This is a genomic window from Burkholderia sp. 9779_493 (assembly GCF_015712215.1).
Lineage (GTDB): Bacteria > Pseudomonadota > Gammaproteobacteria > Burkholderiales > Burkholderiaceae > Burkholderia > Burkholderia cenocepacia.
The window spans coordinates 193,091-209,757 of sequence record NZ_JACCQA010000001.1 but is presented as its reverse complement, the minus strand read 5'-3'; the positions used below and the strand labels follow the sequence as shown (position 1 = coordinate 209,757).

Annotated in this window: 13 protein-coding genes; 4 read left to right on the top strand and 9 right to left on the bottom strand. The window is 68.9% G+C overall.

Annotation, left to right across the window (positions count from 1 at the left end; translation table 11 throughout):
- Nucleotides 1-88: 88 nt before the first annotated feature.
- Both H0X95_RS00860 and ampC read right to left on the bottom strand, forming a co-directional pair.
- Nucleotides 89-1,000, bottom strand: a complete 912-nt coding sequence (locus tag H0X95_RS00860) for an NAD-dependent epimerase/dehydratase family protein (RefSeq protein ID WP_080331936.1) — start codon at nucleotides 998-1,000, stop codon at nucleotides 89-91.
- A 264-nt stretch (nucleotides 1,001-1,264) separates the two neighbouring features.
- A complete protein-coding gene (ampC, locus tag H0X95_RS00855) occupies nucleotides 1,265-2,434 on the bottom strand; it encodes a class C beta-lactamase (protein WP_006485212.1) in 1,170 nt (389 codons plus the stop codon).
- 611 nt (nucleotides 2,435-3,045) lie between these two features.
- Here ampC and H0X95_RS00850 point away from each other — a divergent pair.
- The 3 genes from H0X95_RS00850 to H0X95_RS00840 are packed head-to-tail and all read left to right on the top strand — an operon-like array spanning nucleotide 3,046 to nucleotide 7,132.
- Nucleotides 3,046-4,353 carry a hypothetical protein gene (locus H0X95_RS00850; RefSeq protein WP_059721452.1) on the top strand — a complete coding sequence of 436 codons (1,308 nt, stop codon included), beginning with the start codon at nucleotides 3,046-3,048 and terminating at the stop codon, nucleotides 4,351-4,353.
- Nucleotides 4,347-5,129: a DUF1266 domain-containing protein gene (locus H0X95_RS00845; protein ID WP_006497948.1), complete on the top strand. Its 783-nt coding sequence runs from the start codon at nucleotides 4,347-4,349 to the stop codon at nucleotides 5,127-5,129. The genes H0X95_RS00850 and H0X95_RS00845 overlap by 7 nt, the downstream gene beginning before the upstream one ends.
- Before the next feature lie 14 nt (nucleotides 5,130-5,143).
- Nucleotides 5,144-7,132: a DUF4034 domain-containing protein gene (locus tag H0X95_RS00840; protein WP_230204587.1), complete on the top strand. Its 1,989-nt coding sequence runs from the start codon at nucleotides 5,144-5,146 to the stop codon at nucleotides 7,130-7,132.
- A gap of 46 nt (nucleotides 7,133-7,178) precedes the next feature.
- On the opposite strand, the gene H0X95_RS00835 is transcribed toward H0X95_RS00840, so the two are convergent.
- Complete coding sequence (locus H0X95_RS00835) at nucleotides 7,179-7,988, bottom strand: alpha/beta fold hydrolase (RefSeq protein ID WP_006497946.1); 810 nt, start codon at nucleotides 7,986-7,988, stop codon at nucleotides 7,179-7,181.
- Between the two features lie 72 nt (nucleotides 7,989-8,060).
- Nucleotides 8,061-8,537 carry a hypothetical protein gene (locus tag H0X95_RS00830; protein ID WP_006485202.1) on the bottom strand — a complete coding sequence of 159 codons (477 nt, stop codon included), beginning with the start codon at nucleotides 8,535-8,537 and terminating at the stop codon, nucleotides 8,061-8,063.
- Between the two features lie 411 nt (nucleotides 8,538-8,948).
- Between H0X95_RS00830 and H0X95_RS36155 the strand changes: the two genes are divergently transcribed.
- Nucleotides 8,949-9,083 (top strand): hypothetical protein, encoded by a 135-nt coding sequence (locus H0X95_RS36155; protein ID WP_006767081.1) that lies wholly within the window; start codon nucleotides 8,949-8,951, stop codon nucleotides 9,081-9,083.
- On the opposite strand, the gene H0X95_RS00825 is transcribed toward H0X95_RS36155, so the two are convergent.
- The 5 genes from H0X95_RS00825 to H0X95_RS00805 all read right to left on the bottom strand — a co-directional run bounded on the left by H0X95_RS00825 (nucleotide 9,037) and on the right by H0X95_RS00805 (nucleotide 16,650).
- A complete protein-coding gene (locus H0X95_RS00825) occupies nucleotides 9,037-9,357 on the bottom strand; it encodes a beta-mannosidase (RefSeq protein WP_185716441.1) in 321 nt (106 codons plus the stop codon). The genes H0X95_RS36155 and H0X95_RS00825 overlap by 47 nt on opposite strands.
- Nucleotides 9,358-9,406: 49 nt before the next feature.
- The gene (locus H0X95_RS00820; protein WP_195904299.1) at nucleotides 9,407-11,902 is read right to left on the bottom strand and encodes a GH92 family glycosyl hydrolase; all 2,496 of its coding nucleotides are present in this window, start codon (nucleotides 11,900-11,902) and stop codon (nucleotides 9,407-9,409) included.
- A 644-nt stretch (nucleotides 11,903-12,546) separates the two neighbouring features.
- Nucleotides 12,547-13,734: a beta-propeller fold lactonase family protein gene (locus tag H0X95_RS00815; RefSeq protein WP_034203920.1), complete on the bottom strand. Its 1,188-nt coding sequence runs from the start codon at nucleotides 13,732-13,734 to the stop codon at nucleotides 12,547-12,549.
- A 127-nt stretch (nucleotides 13,735-13,861) separates the two neighbouring features.
- The gene (locus H0X95_RS00810) at nucleotides 13,862-15,364 is read right to left on the bottom strand and encodes a M81 family metallopeptidase (RefSeq protein ID WP_059721455.1); all 1,503 of its coding nucleotides are present in this window, start codon (nucleotides 15,362-15,364) and stop codon (nucleotides 13,862-13,864) included.
- Nucleotides 15,361-16,650: a Zn-dependent hydrolase gene (locus H0X95_RS00805; RefSeq protein WP_059721505.1), complete on the bottom strand. Its 1,290-nt coding sequence runs from the start codon at nucleotides 16,648-16,650 to the stop codon at nucleotides 15,361-15,363. Before H0X95_RS00805 ends, H0X95_RS00810 begins: the two co-directional genes overlap by 4 nt.
- Nucleotides 16,651-16,667: the final 17 nt, after the last annotated feature.

Genomic DNA, 16,667 nt, shown 5'->3' with positions numbered 1-16,667 from the left:
GAATATTGTCCGAACAATCGGGGGTGAAGCGGGAGGCCGGCCACGCCAACACGCGCAGCTTTTCGTCAGACGACGCGAAGCGGCCGTGTCAGGCCGCGACGGGCATCTCGTCGCGAATCCAGTCCAGCATCGCGCCGTGCTTCGGCGCCCATCCGAGTTCCCGCCGCGCGCGCAGCGCCTTCACGCGGCTGTTCGACGCGAGCGAGAAATGCGCACGCGAGTGACCGAGCGCCTGCGCGGCATCGGCGACGTCCCATTCGACGACCGAGCGCAACCCGAGCCGCGCGGCGAGCGCACGGCCGATCTGCGCGAACGACGCTTCGCCGTTTTCCGCGTAGTAGAACCCACCCGGTGGCGCCGCATGGACCGCACGCAGATACAGAGCGGCGACGTCGGCGACGTGCACGTTCGACCAGCGGTTCAGCCCCTTGCCGATCACGCGCACCGCGCCGGCATCGCGCGCGATGGCCGCGAGCAGCGGCAGTTGCGCGCTGTCGCGACGCAGGCCGAGGCCGTCGCCGTAGATCATGCTGTTGCAGATCACGGCCGAGCGGATGCCGAGGGACGCGGCCGACATCACGAGCCGGTCGATCGCGCGGCGCTCGGCCTTCGCAGGCTCGACGATCGGCGTCGTTTCGTCGAACACGATCGCGTCGCCGTGTGCGCCTTGCGCATCGTCCGCGATCACGCTCGTGCCGCTCGTGTGCAGGAACGTCTTGCCCGAGCCGCTCAGCGCCGCGATGATCGTTTCGACGGCCTCGCGGTGATCGCTGCTCGCCGCGTTGACGACGCAGTCCGCGTCGCGCGCGAACGCGTACAGCAGCGCCGTGTCGTCGAGCGTGCCGACGACCGGCATGATGCCGGCCGCCGCGAGCTTCGCGGCGTGGCTGCCATCGCGCGTGAGCCCGGTGACGACGTGCCCTGCCGCGACGAGCCGCGCGGCCACCGAGCCGCCGATGTAGCCGGTCGCGCCCGTCACGAATATCCTGATGCCTTTCATCCGCTGCTCCGGAGGCGAAACGGGCCATGCGGCACCCGTCCCGCGAAATGTCGTGCGTCGCAGTATCGACGGCCGGTGCCGACGGCGGAAGGCGTGAATCGCTAAAACAGTTTTGCGCGCGGCGGGATGATGGGCCGCGTCAGGCGAAGCCCGCTTCGACCGGCGTGCAGCCGTCGGCCGCGATCTCGTGCCGCCGGCCCGAGCCGCCGACCACGGGCTCGCCCGCCCGTCATGAACGCTTCCCGACGGGCGGGCGCGACAACGTTACCGCGCGTCGCCGAGCGACCCGAGAATCCGGTAGGCGGCCTTCACGCGCTCCTCGATCGGCACGTTGCCGTTCGCGAGCATCACGATCCCGATCCGCTTCGCGGGAACGAACGCGACGTACGTGCTGAAACCGCCGGTCGAGCCCGTCTTGTTGATCCAGGTCGCCGGGTTCGGCGCGAGCGGCGGTTGGATCGCGCTGGCCGGCACCGCATCGAACAGCATCTTCGGCGCGTTGCCCGCCAGCAGCGTCGGCAGCGCGACCGGGTACGGGTACTGTTCCCAGATCAGGTCCTGCGTCAGCGGCCCCGCGCGGAAGTAGCCGGTGTGCGTGCGTTCGATCGCGCGCTGCAAGCGCGGCGCGGTGTGGATCATCCCCATGTTCGCCTGCACGAAGCGCAGCAGGTCGGCCGCCGTGGTCCGCACGCCGTAAGCCGGTTGCCACAGCATGCCTTCCGTCATCCGCACCGGCTTGCCGTCCTTCGTGTAGCCCTGCGCATAGTCGGCCATGCGCGCGGCGGGCACGTTGATGTACGTATGCGTCATCCCGATCGCGGGAAAGAGCCGCTGCTCCATCAGCGTCGCGAAATCCTGGTGCATCGCCTTCGCGGTGAGCCAGCCGAGCATGCCGATCGCGACGTTCGAATACTTGCGGTGCGTGCCCGGCGCATACGCGGGCCGCCACGCGTCGAGATAGCGGATCAGGCCCGCGTCGTCGCGGATGCTGTCCGGCACCTGCAGGGGCGTTCCGCCGGGCGTGTGCGTGCCGAGCTGGAGCAGCGTCACGACGCCGAACGGCTTGCCCTGCAGCTCGGGCAGATATTTGCCTGCAGGGTCCGCGAGCGACAGTTCGCCGCCCTCCTGCGCGTCCGACGCCAATGTCGCGGTCAGCGTCTTGCTGACCGAGCCGATCTCGAACAGCGTGTCGCCGGTCACCGGCTTGCCGGTTTGCTTGGACATCACACCGTAGTCGAACACGTACGGCTTGCCGTCGGCGACGATGCCGATCGCCATGCCGGGAATCGCGTACTGCTTCATCAGCGGCGCGATCTGGCGCGTGACGGTGTCGCGGAGGTCGTCCTGCGTGACGGCGGCCGCGCGACCGGCCGTGGCGGTCGCGCATGCGGCGACCAGCAGGGTCGCGGCGAAGCGTGTCGCATTGAATCGCATGGGGGCGGTTCCTTCTCTTTCCGATGGTTGCATGGACAACAGATCCGGCCGCGCCGCGCGAAAAAGGTGGCGACCGGCCTGTCGAAGCAGGACTATCCGCTACCGCCCGGCCGCCAACAATCGACGATATGTTGCGCGAGCCGAAAGAAAAACTTATGAGATAAGTGGAAGGCGGGAACGAGGCCGCCGTCATGGCCGGGCCACTCACCCGTTTTCCGGGAAAACCTGCCGGTTTTAACAACATCGAATCCGGCGGCCGGGTGGCGCCGCGTCGAAAATCGATGAAAAAGAGATAAGTCTTGTCAGATCCAGCGGCGCCGGCCAGCCGCGTGATTGATTCATCCGCACGGATCGAAGTAGACTCGCGAAAGCCAAAAATAAAATCCGACCTGAGAGAATCCATGAATCGCCCTATCCCGCTCGCCCGCTCCCGCGTCATCGGCTCCCGCGCGCTCGCGTGACGTTCACGCACTGATCGACCTGAACCGGAATACGCGACGCCAGCGCGTTCTTGCGCGCGCATGTTCGCCGTTTCGCCGTTGAGCCAAAAGAACCGTCAGGGTCCTGCGCGCACCGCCCGCGCACGCCCTGCCCGACCGGAGAGTGAGCCCGTGACCGAAACCGTGGCCGCGTCGGCCTATCGGCCGCGCGACGTCGTCAATGCACCCGACATCAAGGCAGCGATCGCCCGCCGCAGCACCGAGCGCGACGATCCCGCCGAGATCCGTGCGTGGCTCGGCAACCATTTCTTCCGCTGGGTCGTCGGTGCGTTCGAGCAGGCGCAGCCGCTCGATTCGCTCGCCGATTACCGCGCACTCGCCGGCGCCGACCGGCCGGCGCCCGAATGGCTCGTGCGCCGGTTCCGCGCGCAATCGGCGTCCGCGGCGTCCGCGGCACCCGGCCAGGTGGCCGACGCTGCGCCGCCACTCGCCGCCGAGCCCGCGCGGCTCTACTTCATCGATCCCGAGCACATGCTGCTGATCGACCGCGAACGCGTGCTGGTCGAATTCCTGCGCTCGCGCGCCGGCACGCGGCTCGCGCAGAAACTGCAGCGCATCACCTGCGCGATGGCGCTCGACATGTGGGAACGCGAGCACCAGCGGATGAAGGCGCGCCGCGACAAGGGCTGGGTGCCGAGCAGCGGCCTCGCGCTGCGCGAGGTGCTGCGCACGCCGAACGGAATCGTGTTCGAATTCGTCGGCAGCCATGCGGCGCTGCGCGAGGAGCTCGCGTACGAGTCGTACTACATGCAGCACTGCCTCGGCCAGTTCGCGGATCGCCGCCGGTTGCGCGGCGGCTACGGCGAGCAGTACGCGCAAGCCGCGCAGGACGGCCGGCTGCGCCTGTTCACGCTGCGCGGCGCGGGCAACCAGCCGCACGTGACGATCAGCCTGCAGGTCAGCGGCGACGGCCTGCGCATCGACCAGATCAAGGGCAAGCAGAATCGTCATCCGGTGCGCCGCTATGCCGACGACGTCCGCCAGTTCCTGCGCGCGCTCGCGCCGCGCGGCGAGCGCCATCCGGATTGCGAGGGCATGGGCCTCGTGTTCGAGCCGGACGCGCCGGGCGCGGCCACCGGCGCCTGGACCTTCGTCACCGACGTGCGCTCGCCCGACCATCTGCTGAGCGTGATGAGCGACAACTTCCACCTGATCGAGCATTTCGAGCAGCCGCCGGCCGTGCTGCAATGGCTGCTGCTGCGCAACGCGCCCTATGCGCTCGGCCAGCTGCGGCAGATCGATCCGGCCGTCGCGGCGGCCGCGCGCCACGCATTGCCGGCCGATGCGCTGCCGGCCGCGCGCGCACCGAATGCACCACCGGCCACGACCGCATTCGAGATCGAAGGCATCGCGATCGATCCCGCGCTGTGCGCGGCGTTCGCGTTGCCCGTGCCGGCGGACGGGAGCCCGTCATGCTGAAACTGCTGCTCGGCGCGGTCGCGCTGTGGCTCGTGTGGTACGTGTGTCGCTCGTTCCGGGTCGCCGCGCGGATGGTGCGCGAAGTCGACGCCGACCAGGCCGCGGGCGCCGACAGCGCGGTGCCGGTACGGCAAACCACGGCCGTTCGTCTCGCGCATGCGCAGGCCGAGCAGGCGCCGCCGAACCGCCGTCGCTGGGCGCTCGCGCTGGCCGACATCCTGTTGATCCGCAACGGGCTGCGCTGCGATTGCGACGATCTCGTCCATGCGCTGCCCGATTCGCAGCGCGAACGGCTCGCACGCCAGGTCAGGCGCGAACTCGACCTGCCGGCCGACCTGCCCGAGTGGCAGATCGTGCAGCGCGTGCCGTCGATCCTTGCGGGCTGGATCCGCGGCGTCGGCCGCTCGCACGACGGCTTCTACGAACAACTCGCCGCCGTCGGGCGCGTGCGCGACGCACTCGCGTTCGACTGCGCGCGCACCGCATTTCTCGTGCGCTGCATCGCGCTGCTCGGCTGGACGTCCGAACAGCACGCGTGGGTCGTGCTGCTGCTCAACGCCCAGCGCGCGCAGGACAGCTTCGACAGCTGGGAAGACTTCGGACTCGCGTATGCGCGGGCGCGCCAGCAGTGGCTGCGCGGCAGCGGCCAGGACGGCCCCGCGTCGTCGCGCGCCACGCAGGAAGTGCGCGAGTACCTGCGCAATCCGTCCGGAAACTGGCTTTCGCTGCCGTGGAAGCGCTACCGCATCTTCGATCCTCAACCCGTTTCGTCATGACCGCCGATACCGACATGTCCTCCGCTTCCGCCGACCTGATTCCGCCCGCGACATCCCGCTGGTTCATTTGCGACGTCGACGCGCTGCTGCGCGCGGGCGAGTTCGCCGCGCTCGACGCGCAACTCGATGCCGCGCTCGCCGCGAGCTTCGACGATCGCATCGCCGAAGGGCGGTACGTCGACGCGCTGCCGGCCGACGTGCAGTCGTGCCTCGACGCCGGCGCCGAGGGCCTCGCGCGCCTGCGCGCGTGGCAGGCCGCGAACCCGCGCTCCGCGCACGCGTGGCTGGGCGAAGCGCATTACTGGCACCACTGGGCCTACGAATACCGCGGCGGCGGCTGGGCCGAAACGGTGACCGAAGCCGGCTGGATCGGCGCGCATGCGTGCGCGACGTTGACGCTCGTCGCCGCGCTGCGCGCGCTGGCGCTCGCGCCGACGATGTGGAGCGCGCCAATGGTGATCTTCACGAGCGTGTCGTCGTTCGGCGAACCCGAGTGGCTGGCGCAGCTCGTGCGCGAGCGCCGCTGGCCCGTCACCGAACTGCAGCTGAACGCCGGCGCCGACGACGAAGCCACGCACGCCGAACTGCAGCAGATGTTCGCGCGTTCGGGGCTGAATCCCGACGTGCCGGTCGCCTGCCCGCCGGCATTTCCGGACGCGTTGCCGGGCCCGGTCCAGGGCAAGAAGCTGCGTAAGGAGAAGTGGTACTGGATGGAGGCGACGCTGCACGTCCACCCGAAGCTGTTCTTCCCGATGCGCACGTTCATCTGGTACATGCAGCCGCGCTGGGGCGGCTCGCACGATCACATCCGCGCGTTCGTCGCGTCCGACGCGTGCGCGCACCTCGATGCGGTCGAAAAGGACCGGCTGCTGCACGAGATCTGGCGCGACGACTACGCCGGCAACACGCTCGATGCGAACGACGACGAAGACGACGCACGCCACGCGATGACCGCGACGCTCGCGCGTGCGCAGGCCGCGCTGCATCCGTATCACCGCTGGGAAACGCTGCACTGGCTCGCGTACAGCCACTTCAAGCGCAGCGAGTACGAACAAGCCTACGCGCGGCTGCAGGAAGCCGAACGCAACGAGCCGATCGACGACAACCGCGCGATGGCGATGGGCTTGCGGCTGGCGCTCGGCCTCGATCCACAGGGCGACTGGCTGCCGCGCGCGATCGAACGTGCATCGGACGCGCGCGCCTGCACGTCGGCGATGATCCTGCGCGGCTATGCGCATCGCACCGGCACGTTCGGCTTCGCGCGGGACGACGCGCGCGGCGACGCCTGGCTCGAAGCCGCGCGCGAGAACGAGCCCGGCTCGCTCGCATGGAACCAGATCGCCACCGCGTTCGAGTATGAGAACCGGCGCCCCGCCGATGCCCTCGCCATCTGCAAGCTCGGCTACGAGGCGGGCGGCGATTCGTGCGGCTACCTGCTCGGCTGCTTCTACAAGGACGGCACGCATGTCGAGGCCGACCCGTACCGCGCCGCCCACTACTTCCGCGAATCGATGGAGGCCGGCGGCAACATGGCTGCGTACCGGCTCGGCTATACGTACCATCACATCGGGCAGACCAGCACGGACCGTGCCGAACGCGTGCGCATGCAGGCCGAGGCCGTCGAGGCCGCGCGCAAGGCGCACGAGATGGGGCATACGGACGGCCTCGAGTGCATGCTGATGTTCATCGGCGACATCGAGGATTATCCGTCGCGCCATCGCTACGTCGACGAACTGCGCCGACATGCCGAAGCCGGTCACCCTGCCGCGATGGCCGCGCTGTCGTTCTTCCTTGCGGACATCAACGACAAGTCGCTGTACGACTATCGCGAAAGCGTGCGATGGATCATGGGCGCGCAGGCCATCGCACCGGACGACGAATACGTGCAGAACATCACGCGCGTCAGCCATGAGGACGGCATGCTCGGGAAGCTGCGCTACAAGCTGCAGCGCAAGCAGATCAAGGCGCACGAAATTCCGGGCGCCGACAACGCGATGGTCTGAACCCGGGCCGACGCACGCGCCCGCTCGCCGGCGGGCCGTGCGTGCATCATCCCGGCAGCCGCTCGAGAAACGCCAGCATCGCCGCGTTGAACCGTTCGGGCCGCTGCAGCGGCGCGAAATGGCTCACGCCGGGCAGGATCGTCAGCGTCGCGCCGGGGATCGTGCGTGCCAAGTACGCCGCATGCTCGGGCCGGATGAATTCGTCGTGCTCGCCCTGCACGATCGCCACCGGCACGGCGATCGCCGCGAGGTCCTGCGCGGTGTAATCGGGTTGCGTGCGCATCATTTCGCTGACGGCCGCGACGAACGCATCGAACTGGTCCGGTGTCGCGGACAGTCGCGCATAGTCCTTGCGATGCCGCGCGAAACAGCGGTCGATCAGCGGGCTCGGCACCATCTCCTTCGTGCCGCCCGGATCCATGTTGCACGCGAAGAAGAACACGCCGGCCGCGCGTTCCGGTGCGCGGGCGGCGAGCACGAGCGCGATGCACGCGCCGTCGCTCCAGCCGACGAAGCGTGCACGGTCGACGTGCAGCGCGTCGAGCACGGCCAGCACGTCCGATGCCATGCGTTCGTACGAATAGGGTCGGTCGTCGCGCGTGCTGCGACCGTGCCCACGGCTGTCGATCACGATCGCGCGGTAGCCGGCCGCGAGCAGCGCCGGCACCTGGTTGCCCCAGTTGCCGCCGTGGCCGAGGCCGCCGTGCAGCAGCACGACCGCCGGCCCCTGGCCGAACGACGCGTGCCACATGCGCGCGCCGTCGTGGTCGAGCCATCCTTCCGCGTCGGCCGCCGGCAGCGGCGTGCCGCCGTGCGCGTCGAAGCGAACGAGTTCGTCGTCGGGTTCCGCATGCATCGTTCAGCCGTCCTCGAGAGGGAGACGAGCTTGCGATTGTAATGCGGGCGGCCGACGTGCCGCCGCGGGCGCTCAGGCCTGCGTCGACACCAGCCCGCCCGACGGCGAGCCGCCGGATTTTTCGAGCGCCGCCGCGAGTTGCGAGATGGCCGTCGCGAGCGCAGCCGAAATCGCGCTGGCTTCCGCGCTCAGCGACTGCTGTTCGACGGCCGCGGCCGGGTCGTCCTTCGCGCGCTGCGCCGCGGTGGCCATCTGCCGCTCCAGCGTCGCGAGCTGCTTCTGCAGCCGCTCGATCAGCGCCTTCAACTGCGCGACCGCCGGGTCTTCCGACGATGCGCCCGCCGCGCCGAGCGTTTCGCCGGTGGCGCCGGTCGAATCCTTCGTGCCGGTGGTACGGGTCGTGTCGGTCGCGCCCGTGGCGCCGGTCGTGCCCGTCGTGCTCGCTGCATCCGTCGTGCCGCCGCTGGACGACGTCGCGGCGGGCGCGTTCGCGGTCACGCCGCTGTCCGCGAGCGGGGATCGCGCGGTCGTGGAGAAATCGATCTGCATCGTGTCGGTCCGTGTGTCGGTAAACGAAGTGACAAGGGCGAAAATTGCCTTCCAGTTCGTTTACGGCATTCGTCACACGAAACTTGAATATCGGGGCCGGGTGGATTACCCCGCGCGCACTTCAATCGACCGCGAAAGGGCCAGATTGGCAGGCGGACGGCGCTGGTAGAATCGCTGCTTCGCCGGCTGGATACGCACGTCGAACGCCTCCGTCGGGCCCGAACGCGCCACGGCCGCCGGCTTCGACTCTCCGCGCCGTTGCACGCGGCATGCAACCTGTGCCGACGCCGCAATCGCGGCTTTCCGGGTCGCCTTTTCCGTTCGTCTGCCCTGCGTCCCCCCGCTCATCCACGCGAGCGGCCAACGCCGTGCGGCATGCATTCGCTTCATCACGCATTCGAGGAACACACGATGGCCCGCATCGGCGCCTTCTGCATCACGACGTGGCTTGCCGCCGCGATTCTCTACTTCGGCCAGCACTCCGTCGCGATGATCGTGCTCAGCGGTGTCGTGGTCTTCGGCGGGTTCGATCTGCTGCGTCCCTGACGCACGTCGCGACGCGGGCACTCGCGAACGTCGCCACCGCCTGATCGACCGTCAGCGCGCGCTCGTTGAACCCGACCGGCACACCGCCGAGCCCGAGCCTGCAGTTCGGCCGATCGAGTCGCCACCCGTCGATCCGCAACGCGACGCGCGATATCGGGGCGCCGTTCGCATGCGGCAGGTCGATCGTGATCTGCCGCTTCGCGCCCGGCATCAGGTTCAGATAGTTGTCGCTGCAGAACGCCGGCAGGATTGTAGTTGTCCTCCATGATGGCATCGTCTCCGCGGATGCGCGCAGCGCAGCTGCCCTGCGGGCATCCCTGCCTTTATCGCGCGCCGACCTGGCGCTGCGTGCGCATCGCAGTCGACGCGCCGCCGGCGGTCATCTGCGTATAGTCCGCGTTCGGCCCGGACGGCGGCGTCAGGTCGTCGGCGGCCGCCCATTGCGTCGGCGTCGCGGACAGCGCGTAGCGCATCGTCCCACCGTTGGCGATCTTGCCGAGCGGCAGCCACGAGCCCGCATAGTCCCCGCCGTTGACCTTCAGCGACTGGATATACGGGAACGCGGCACGGCCGGTATCGTCCGCCGCGACCTGCTGGTCGCTTTCGAGCCGCAGCGTCTTGCCGTTGCCGAGCCAGACCGTGATGCCGCTGAATTGCGGCGTGGACAACGCAAGACCAGCTTCCGACGGAATGACCGGGAACATGCCGAGCGTCGCCCACACGTACCAGCTCGACGTCGCGCCCATGTCGTCGTTGCCCGGCAGGCCGTCGCGGCCGGTGCCGAACGTCTGCGCCATGATGATCGGCAGGATGTACTGCGCCCCGCTCGGTTGCCCGGCCCAGTTGTAGCCCCATGGCGACTGGAACGACGGTTCGTTGCCGATATAGAGGCCGTTCGACGATTCGCCGCCGTTCAGGCTGCCCGAAGTCGGCACCGTCGAATACGGCGTCGTGATCGCGAACAGCTTGTTCAGCCGCGCGACGGCCGCCTGCTTGCCGCCGATCGCATCGATCAGCGCGGACCAGTCCTGCGCGAAGGACCAGAAGTAGTTCGGCTCCGTCGATTCGTGGAACGAACCCGGCACGAGCGCGCCCAGCGTGCCGGGCGCCGCACCGGCCGGCGGCGCGTTACGCGCGGCGATCACCTTGTTCGGGTAGTCGAAGATGTTGCGCCACCACGATGCGCGCGTGTACAGCGTGCCGATGTTGTCCGCCGTCACGCCGACCGACGGCGCGTTCAGCACGCTGGCAGGCAGCGCCTGCAGGAACGCGGCCGCCGAGCGGTCGCTCAGCACGCGCTCGATGGTCGCCGACGACGAATGGCCGTCGTCGCTCTGCGACAGATAATGGGCCGTCAGGAAATTGGCGAGCCCCGGTGCGCTCGCGCGGTCGTTGCACGCGCTCGACGGATCGAACACCGACTGCTTCGTCAGGCGCGCGGCCGACACCAGATCGAAATCGGTCGCGCCGAATTTGTAGGAACCGGCAATCACGTTCAGCGCGTTGTCGCCCGCCATCGGCGTCGAATCGTCACTGCCGTCGACCCAGTGCGGAAACGCGCCGCACTGCAGCCCGTCGACGACGAGCGACTGCATCATGTCGCTCGCTTCCTGTGGCGCGAGCATCGCGAGCAACTGCGCCTGGGAACGATACGTATCCCACAGCGAGAAACCCGTGTAGTGATTGGCGCCGCCACCTTGCGAGCCGTCCGGACGTTTGTACGCATAGTCCTTGACGTTCGCGGTGGCACGCTGCGGGACGGTGCCGGTCCGGTCCACCGAGGTCGGATAGCTGCCGTTCGCGTTCTTCGGCTGACGCATGCTGCGGAACTCGCCATTCGTGTCGCTGTAGAGCGTCGGCGCGCTGAACACGTGATACAGCGCCGTGTAGAACTTCGTGAGATTCGCCTTCTGCGTGGCGTTCAGCGCAGCCGGGTCCTTCGCCTGATCGATCTGGATCGTGTTGAGCCGGTCGTTCCACGCCGCGGAGGCCTTCGTCCGCGCATCGTCGAACGCCAGTTTTTCGCCCTCGGCCGCGAGGTTGGCCTGCGCGTTCGACACGCTGACGGACGAGATGCCGACCTTCACGGTCACGGTCTTGTCCGCATCGGTCAGGTCGAACTGCAGTGTCGCTGCACCGTTGCTCGCGGTATTCACCGACAACGTACCCGTTTGCTTGCGCAGCGGCTTGTCGAAGGTCGCATAGAAATACACGGGAGCATTCCAGATCGTGCCGTACGGCGTGCAGAACGCCGGCGCGACCGCCTGCCCGCTCATCGACCGGCCGTCGCTGGCGAGCGCGAGCGCCACGTTGTTCGCGGTGATGCTCGTGCTGCCCGAATCGCTGTTGCCGTTCAGTTTCGCATCGATCGAGAAAAAGCCCTTGTTCTTGTCCGTGTACGTGAAGCGCGCGAGGCCGGAACGCGCGGTCGCGCTCAGTTCCGTCGTGATGCCGTTCGCGAGGCGCACCTTGTAGTAGCCCGGTTGAGCCACTTCATCCGCATAGCTGTATCCGATGCCGGCCGGTCTGCCGCCCGGCGCGATGGCGTTCGCCCCGTCGGTGGGCAGCATCGCGACTGCGCCCTGCCCCGGGCAGCCGACGCCGCTCAGGTGCGTGACGCTGAAGAAATCGATCGTACCGGTCGATCCGCCCGACGACAGGTAGCCGCCCGACCCGTTGAAGTTGTAGCGCGGCGTGTTCGGCCCGAAATCGACCATCCCGAACGGCACCGTGGCGCCCGGGTTCACGTTGCCCGCGTAGCCGGAGTCGCCGTTGACCTGCGTGCCGATCAGCGGATTGACGAACTGCGTCAATTGCATGTTGGTGCGCGTGGGCGTCGGCGTGGACGGCTGGCCCGGTTGCGCTGGCTGCCCCGGTTGTCCCGGTTGCGATGGCCCCGATGTCGATGGCCCGTCCGTGCCGCCGTTGCCGGCGGTCGACGTACCGTTCACGTCATCGCCGCCACACGCGGCGAGCGCCGCACACGTCAGTGCAGCGACGATCAAGAGTCGTGGATTTTTCATTTTCGTTTAGTACCATTAATTAAACGAATCATCCGGCGTCGATGATGTTCCGACGCGCCGCCAGGCTTGCCACCTTGCGCGGCGCGACGCCGGCTGCCCCCCAATCGGCGCCGCGCAGACTTCCGCTTGCGAATTTCCGGCGCCTGCCGCTACCGCGGCGGGCGCGGGCGTGCTGCCCACCGAATCGCCACCGCATCCGGCGCTCCCTTCCCGGGGACTTAACAGTGCCGTAACGACTGTTTATTCACCACAAGAAGTTTCCCGAATTTTCAGTTTGTTTAACTAAACAATTGGAATTTAAGTGGCTTTGAGCACAAATTGCCGGCGTTTGTTGCGTTGCAACCAGCCGGAGCGGGATGTGCGGCGACGGGCGTCCGGCGACTCCGGGCGCCCCGTTCACTCAGGGATGCGAAAGAATTGACGAAGCGCGCGGCGGCGCGTCAGCGCGGCAACGTCCTCAGCGAAGACGGGCCGCCGGTCAGCGCGATCCGCTTGCCCGTATCGCGCAGCTTGCCGCCGTCGACCGCATACAGCGCAAGCTGCCGTTCGACGTTGAACTGCACGATCACGTGCCGGCTGTCGGCGGTAAACACGATGCCCTGCGCGGCTTCGCCGCCGGGCGCCTCGCTCACCTTCACGGCCTGCCCGTCGCGGATCTCGAACAGCAGCACCTTGCCGAGTTTGTGGCGGCCCGGGTTGTCGGCCGTCAGGTTCGAACCGTCCATCGCCTGCACGGCGATCCACTTGCCGTTCGGCGAAATCGCGACGCCTTCCGGCAGCGACGGCACCGTCAGGTACTGGACCGTGCGGAACGGCACGCGCGACACGTCGATCAGCGCGACCGAATCGGCGTCGCCCGCGAGCGTGCCGGAGTAACCGGGCAGCCCCGCGAGCCCGACGTTGCTGACGACGGCCCAGCGGTTGTCGCTCGACACGTCGATCGTATACGGCGCGACGCCGGTGCTCAGGCGCGTGCCGCTGTCGGTCACCTTGCCGTCGTCGACGTTCAGTACCGCGATGCCCTGCTCGTCGCGCAGCGACACGAGCGCATGCTTGCCGTCGTGCGTGAAGCTGATCCCGGCCAGCCGCTTCTTGCCGATTTTCAGGTTGCCGTCGAGCGTCACGTGGGTGCCGTCGATACGCACGATCGACACGCTGCCGTCGACGTTGGCGACGAGCGCGAGCCGGCCCGAGCGGTCGATCGCGATCCCTTGCGGATGCGTGCCGAGCTCGATGCGCGTGATCGCCGGCGGCGCGCTGTCGAGATTCACGACTTGTAGAAACGTGTCGAATACGAGCTGCTTCGCGGCCGTGTCGTAGCGCGTCGGCGCACCGACGAGCGCGAGCTTCGCATCGGGCGTGATCGCGACGGCCTGCGGCGGCCCCTGGATACCGTTCTCGACGTCGACCTGCAGGGCGACCTTCGGCGGGAACGTGCTGGCGTCGAGCAGCGTCAGCGTGTCGGCGGGCGGGGCAGGCAGATAGGTGTCGCGGCCCTCGACGCGCTGGTACTTGCCGTCGTTGCCGGACACGATCCAGTCGGCGGCGTGCACGGCAACGGCCGTCGTGGCGAGGGTCAGCGCGGCGAGCAGGCGCGCGCTGCGCAGGCGGAAAGGATTCGAATGCATGGCGGTCGGTTCTCCGGATCGGTTGCGGACGCAATGGATTGCCCGGCCCTGCTGCTCGACGGGCCGGCGCTATCGGATGATGCCCGAAAGCGGGCCGACCCGGCGTCTCGCGCCCGGTCCGGTTCCGTCAATCCGTGCGTCGCATCCCCGATGACCACTCGACGACGTCGTCGAGCGGATACACCGGCCGCGCGAGCCGCGCGTAGCGAAACAGCCCGAAGTCCGAGCCCGTCACGCCGCGGCTGTCGCATTCGACCAGCGCGGACGAAATCGGCACGAACACCGGCCGGCAATACATCCGCGACTTCAGCATCAGGAAGCGCGCGCGCCGCGGATCGACACCCACGCTCTCGAACACGCCGAGATCCCACGGCTCCTGCGTGCGCTCGGTGACGACGAGCGTGGCCGTGCCGATGTCGAGCACCGCCGCGCGACCCATGTACGCACGCTGCCCGGTGTACGTCGGCCCCGTGATCACGTACTCGCCGTCGGTGATCGCGCGCACGATGCCCGTCGCGCGGAACGGTTCGCGCCGCACGCCGCCGTGCGACGGCAGACGGTTGCCGACCGGCACCGTGACGGTAGCGCCGACGCCCGCGTCGATCAGCGCCGCGACGGCTTCGGGGTCGCACAACGGCCCGCTGACGATTCCGTCGAGCCCGTGCGCGAGCGCGGCTTCGAGCAGGTCCATCGTGTCGCACGGGCCGCCCGACATGCAGTTGTCGCCGTGATCGAGCATCAGCACCGGGCGGTCCGCGCCGTCGGCGAGCGCCGCGGCCTGCGCGACCGATTCGGCGAGCGGCGCGCTGCGATAGACGAATTCGTCGCGCGCATCCCAGATCTGCCGCGCGATGCGTTCGGCGACGGCGTCGGCCGCGGCGCGGTCGCCGTCGGCTACCACGACCACGCTGATGCACGGCGCGGGAATATCCGCGAGCGAGAAACCGGGCAGCACCGAGACCGCGAGCATGCCGTCCGCCTCGGCCGCGCATGCGGCTTCCACCGCGCGCCGCATTGCGCCTTCGGCGCTCGCGCTGCGCAGCGTCGACGTCATCAGCGGCGGCTGCCGCCACGCGAGCACGGGCCGCGCGCGGCCGTGCAATCGGTCCAGCAGCAGCCGCGCCGCATGCTCGCCGGTCTCGTACATGTCGACGTGCGGATACGTCTTGAAACTGACGATCACGTCCGCGTTGTCGATCATCTTCTGCGTGACGTTCGCATGCAGGTCGAGCGCGACCGCGATCGGCGCAGCCGGCAGCGCCGCGCGCACCCGCGCGAGCAGGTCGCCCTCGCCGTCCGCGCTCTGCTCGGCGACCATCGCGCCGTGCAGGTCGAGCATCACCGCGTCGCAGCCTGGCGCGGCGGCGACGATCGCATCGCAGATCGCCGCATACGCGTCGGCCGCGACCGGCCCGCTCGGGTTCGCGGCGGCCGACACCGGCGTCACGATATCGGCGCCTTCGCGCTCGGCCGCGTCGATGAACGCGGCCATCGCGGTGCGCATCCCGCGATTCGCGCGATACGCATGGTCGCCCCAGTCGGGGCCGTTACGGCCGAACGCGGCGAGCGGCGTCGGCACCGGCGAGAACGTATTGGTCTCGTGGTTCATCCGGGCGATCAGGATCTTCATCGTGCACGGCCCTCCGCAATCCCGGCCGCGCCCAGCATCGCATGCAGCAGCACGTTGCAGCCGGCTTCCAGATGTGCCGGATCGGCGTCCTCGATCTCGTTGTGGCTGATCCCGTCCTTGCACGGCACGAAGATCATCGCGGTCGGCGCCACGCGCGCGAGATACACCGCATCGTGGCCCGCGCCGCTGATCACGTTCATCGAGGACAGCCCGAGCGCGCGCGCGCCGGCGCGGACCTGCTCGACCAGCGCCGGATCGAACGGCTGCGGCGGAAAATACACGACCGGCTCGATGTCGATCCGCATCCCGGCCGCCGCGCCCAGGTCGGCGCATGCCGCGCGCAGTTGCGCGTCCATCGCCGTCAGCGTCGCGTCGTCGGCCGCGCGCAGGTCGACGGTCAGCGTCACGCGACCGGGAATCACGTTGCGCGAATTCGGGTGCACGTCGACCCAGCCGACCGTGCCGCGTCCGTGCGGCGGATGCGCGCGCGCGATGCCGTTCACCGCACGCACGAGATCGGCCGCGACCAGCAGCGCATCGCGGCGCAGTTCCATCGGCGTGGGGCCGGCATGCGCCTCCATCCCGTGCACGGTCACGTCGTACCAGCGTTGTCCGAGCGCGCCCTCGACCACGCCGATCGTCGTGTCGTGCGCCTCCAGCACCGGCCCCTGCTCGATATGCGCTTCGAAATACGCGCCGACGGGATGCGCGCCGCGCCCGTCGTCCGCACTGCCCGCGTACCCGATCGCGGCCAGCGCATCGCGCACCGACACGCCGTCGCGATCGCATTGCGCGAGCGCATGGTCGAGCGTGAACGCGCCCGCGAATACGCCGGAGCCCATCATCACCGGGACGAAGCGCGACCCTTCTTCGTTGGTCCAGACGGCCACCTCGAGCGGCGCGCGCGTGCGCACCCCGGCGGCGGCGAGCGTACGCAGCACCTCGAGGCCGGCCAGCACGCCGTAGTTGCCGTCGAACTTGCCGCCGGTCGGCTGCGTGTCGATGTGGCTGCCCGTCGCCACGGGCGGCAGGTCGTCGCGTTCGCCCGCGCGCCGCGCGAAGATATTGCCGATCGCATCGACGCGCACCGTGCAACCGATGTCCTTCGCCCACGCGACGAACAGGTCGCGCGCCTGGCGATCGAGGTCCGTGAGCGCGAGGCGGCACACGCCGCCCTTGTCGGTCGCGCCGATCCGCGCGAGCCGCATCAGGCTGTCCCACAGCCGCGCGCCATCGACGCGCAAGCCGGACGCCGCGACGCCCGGAGTCACATCCTGTACTTGCATCGTTGCCATTCCTCGCA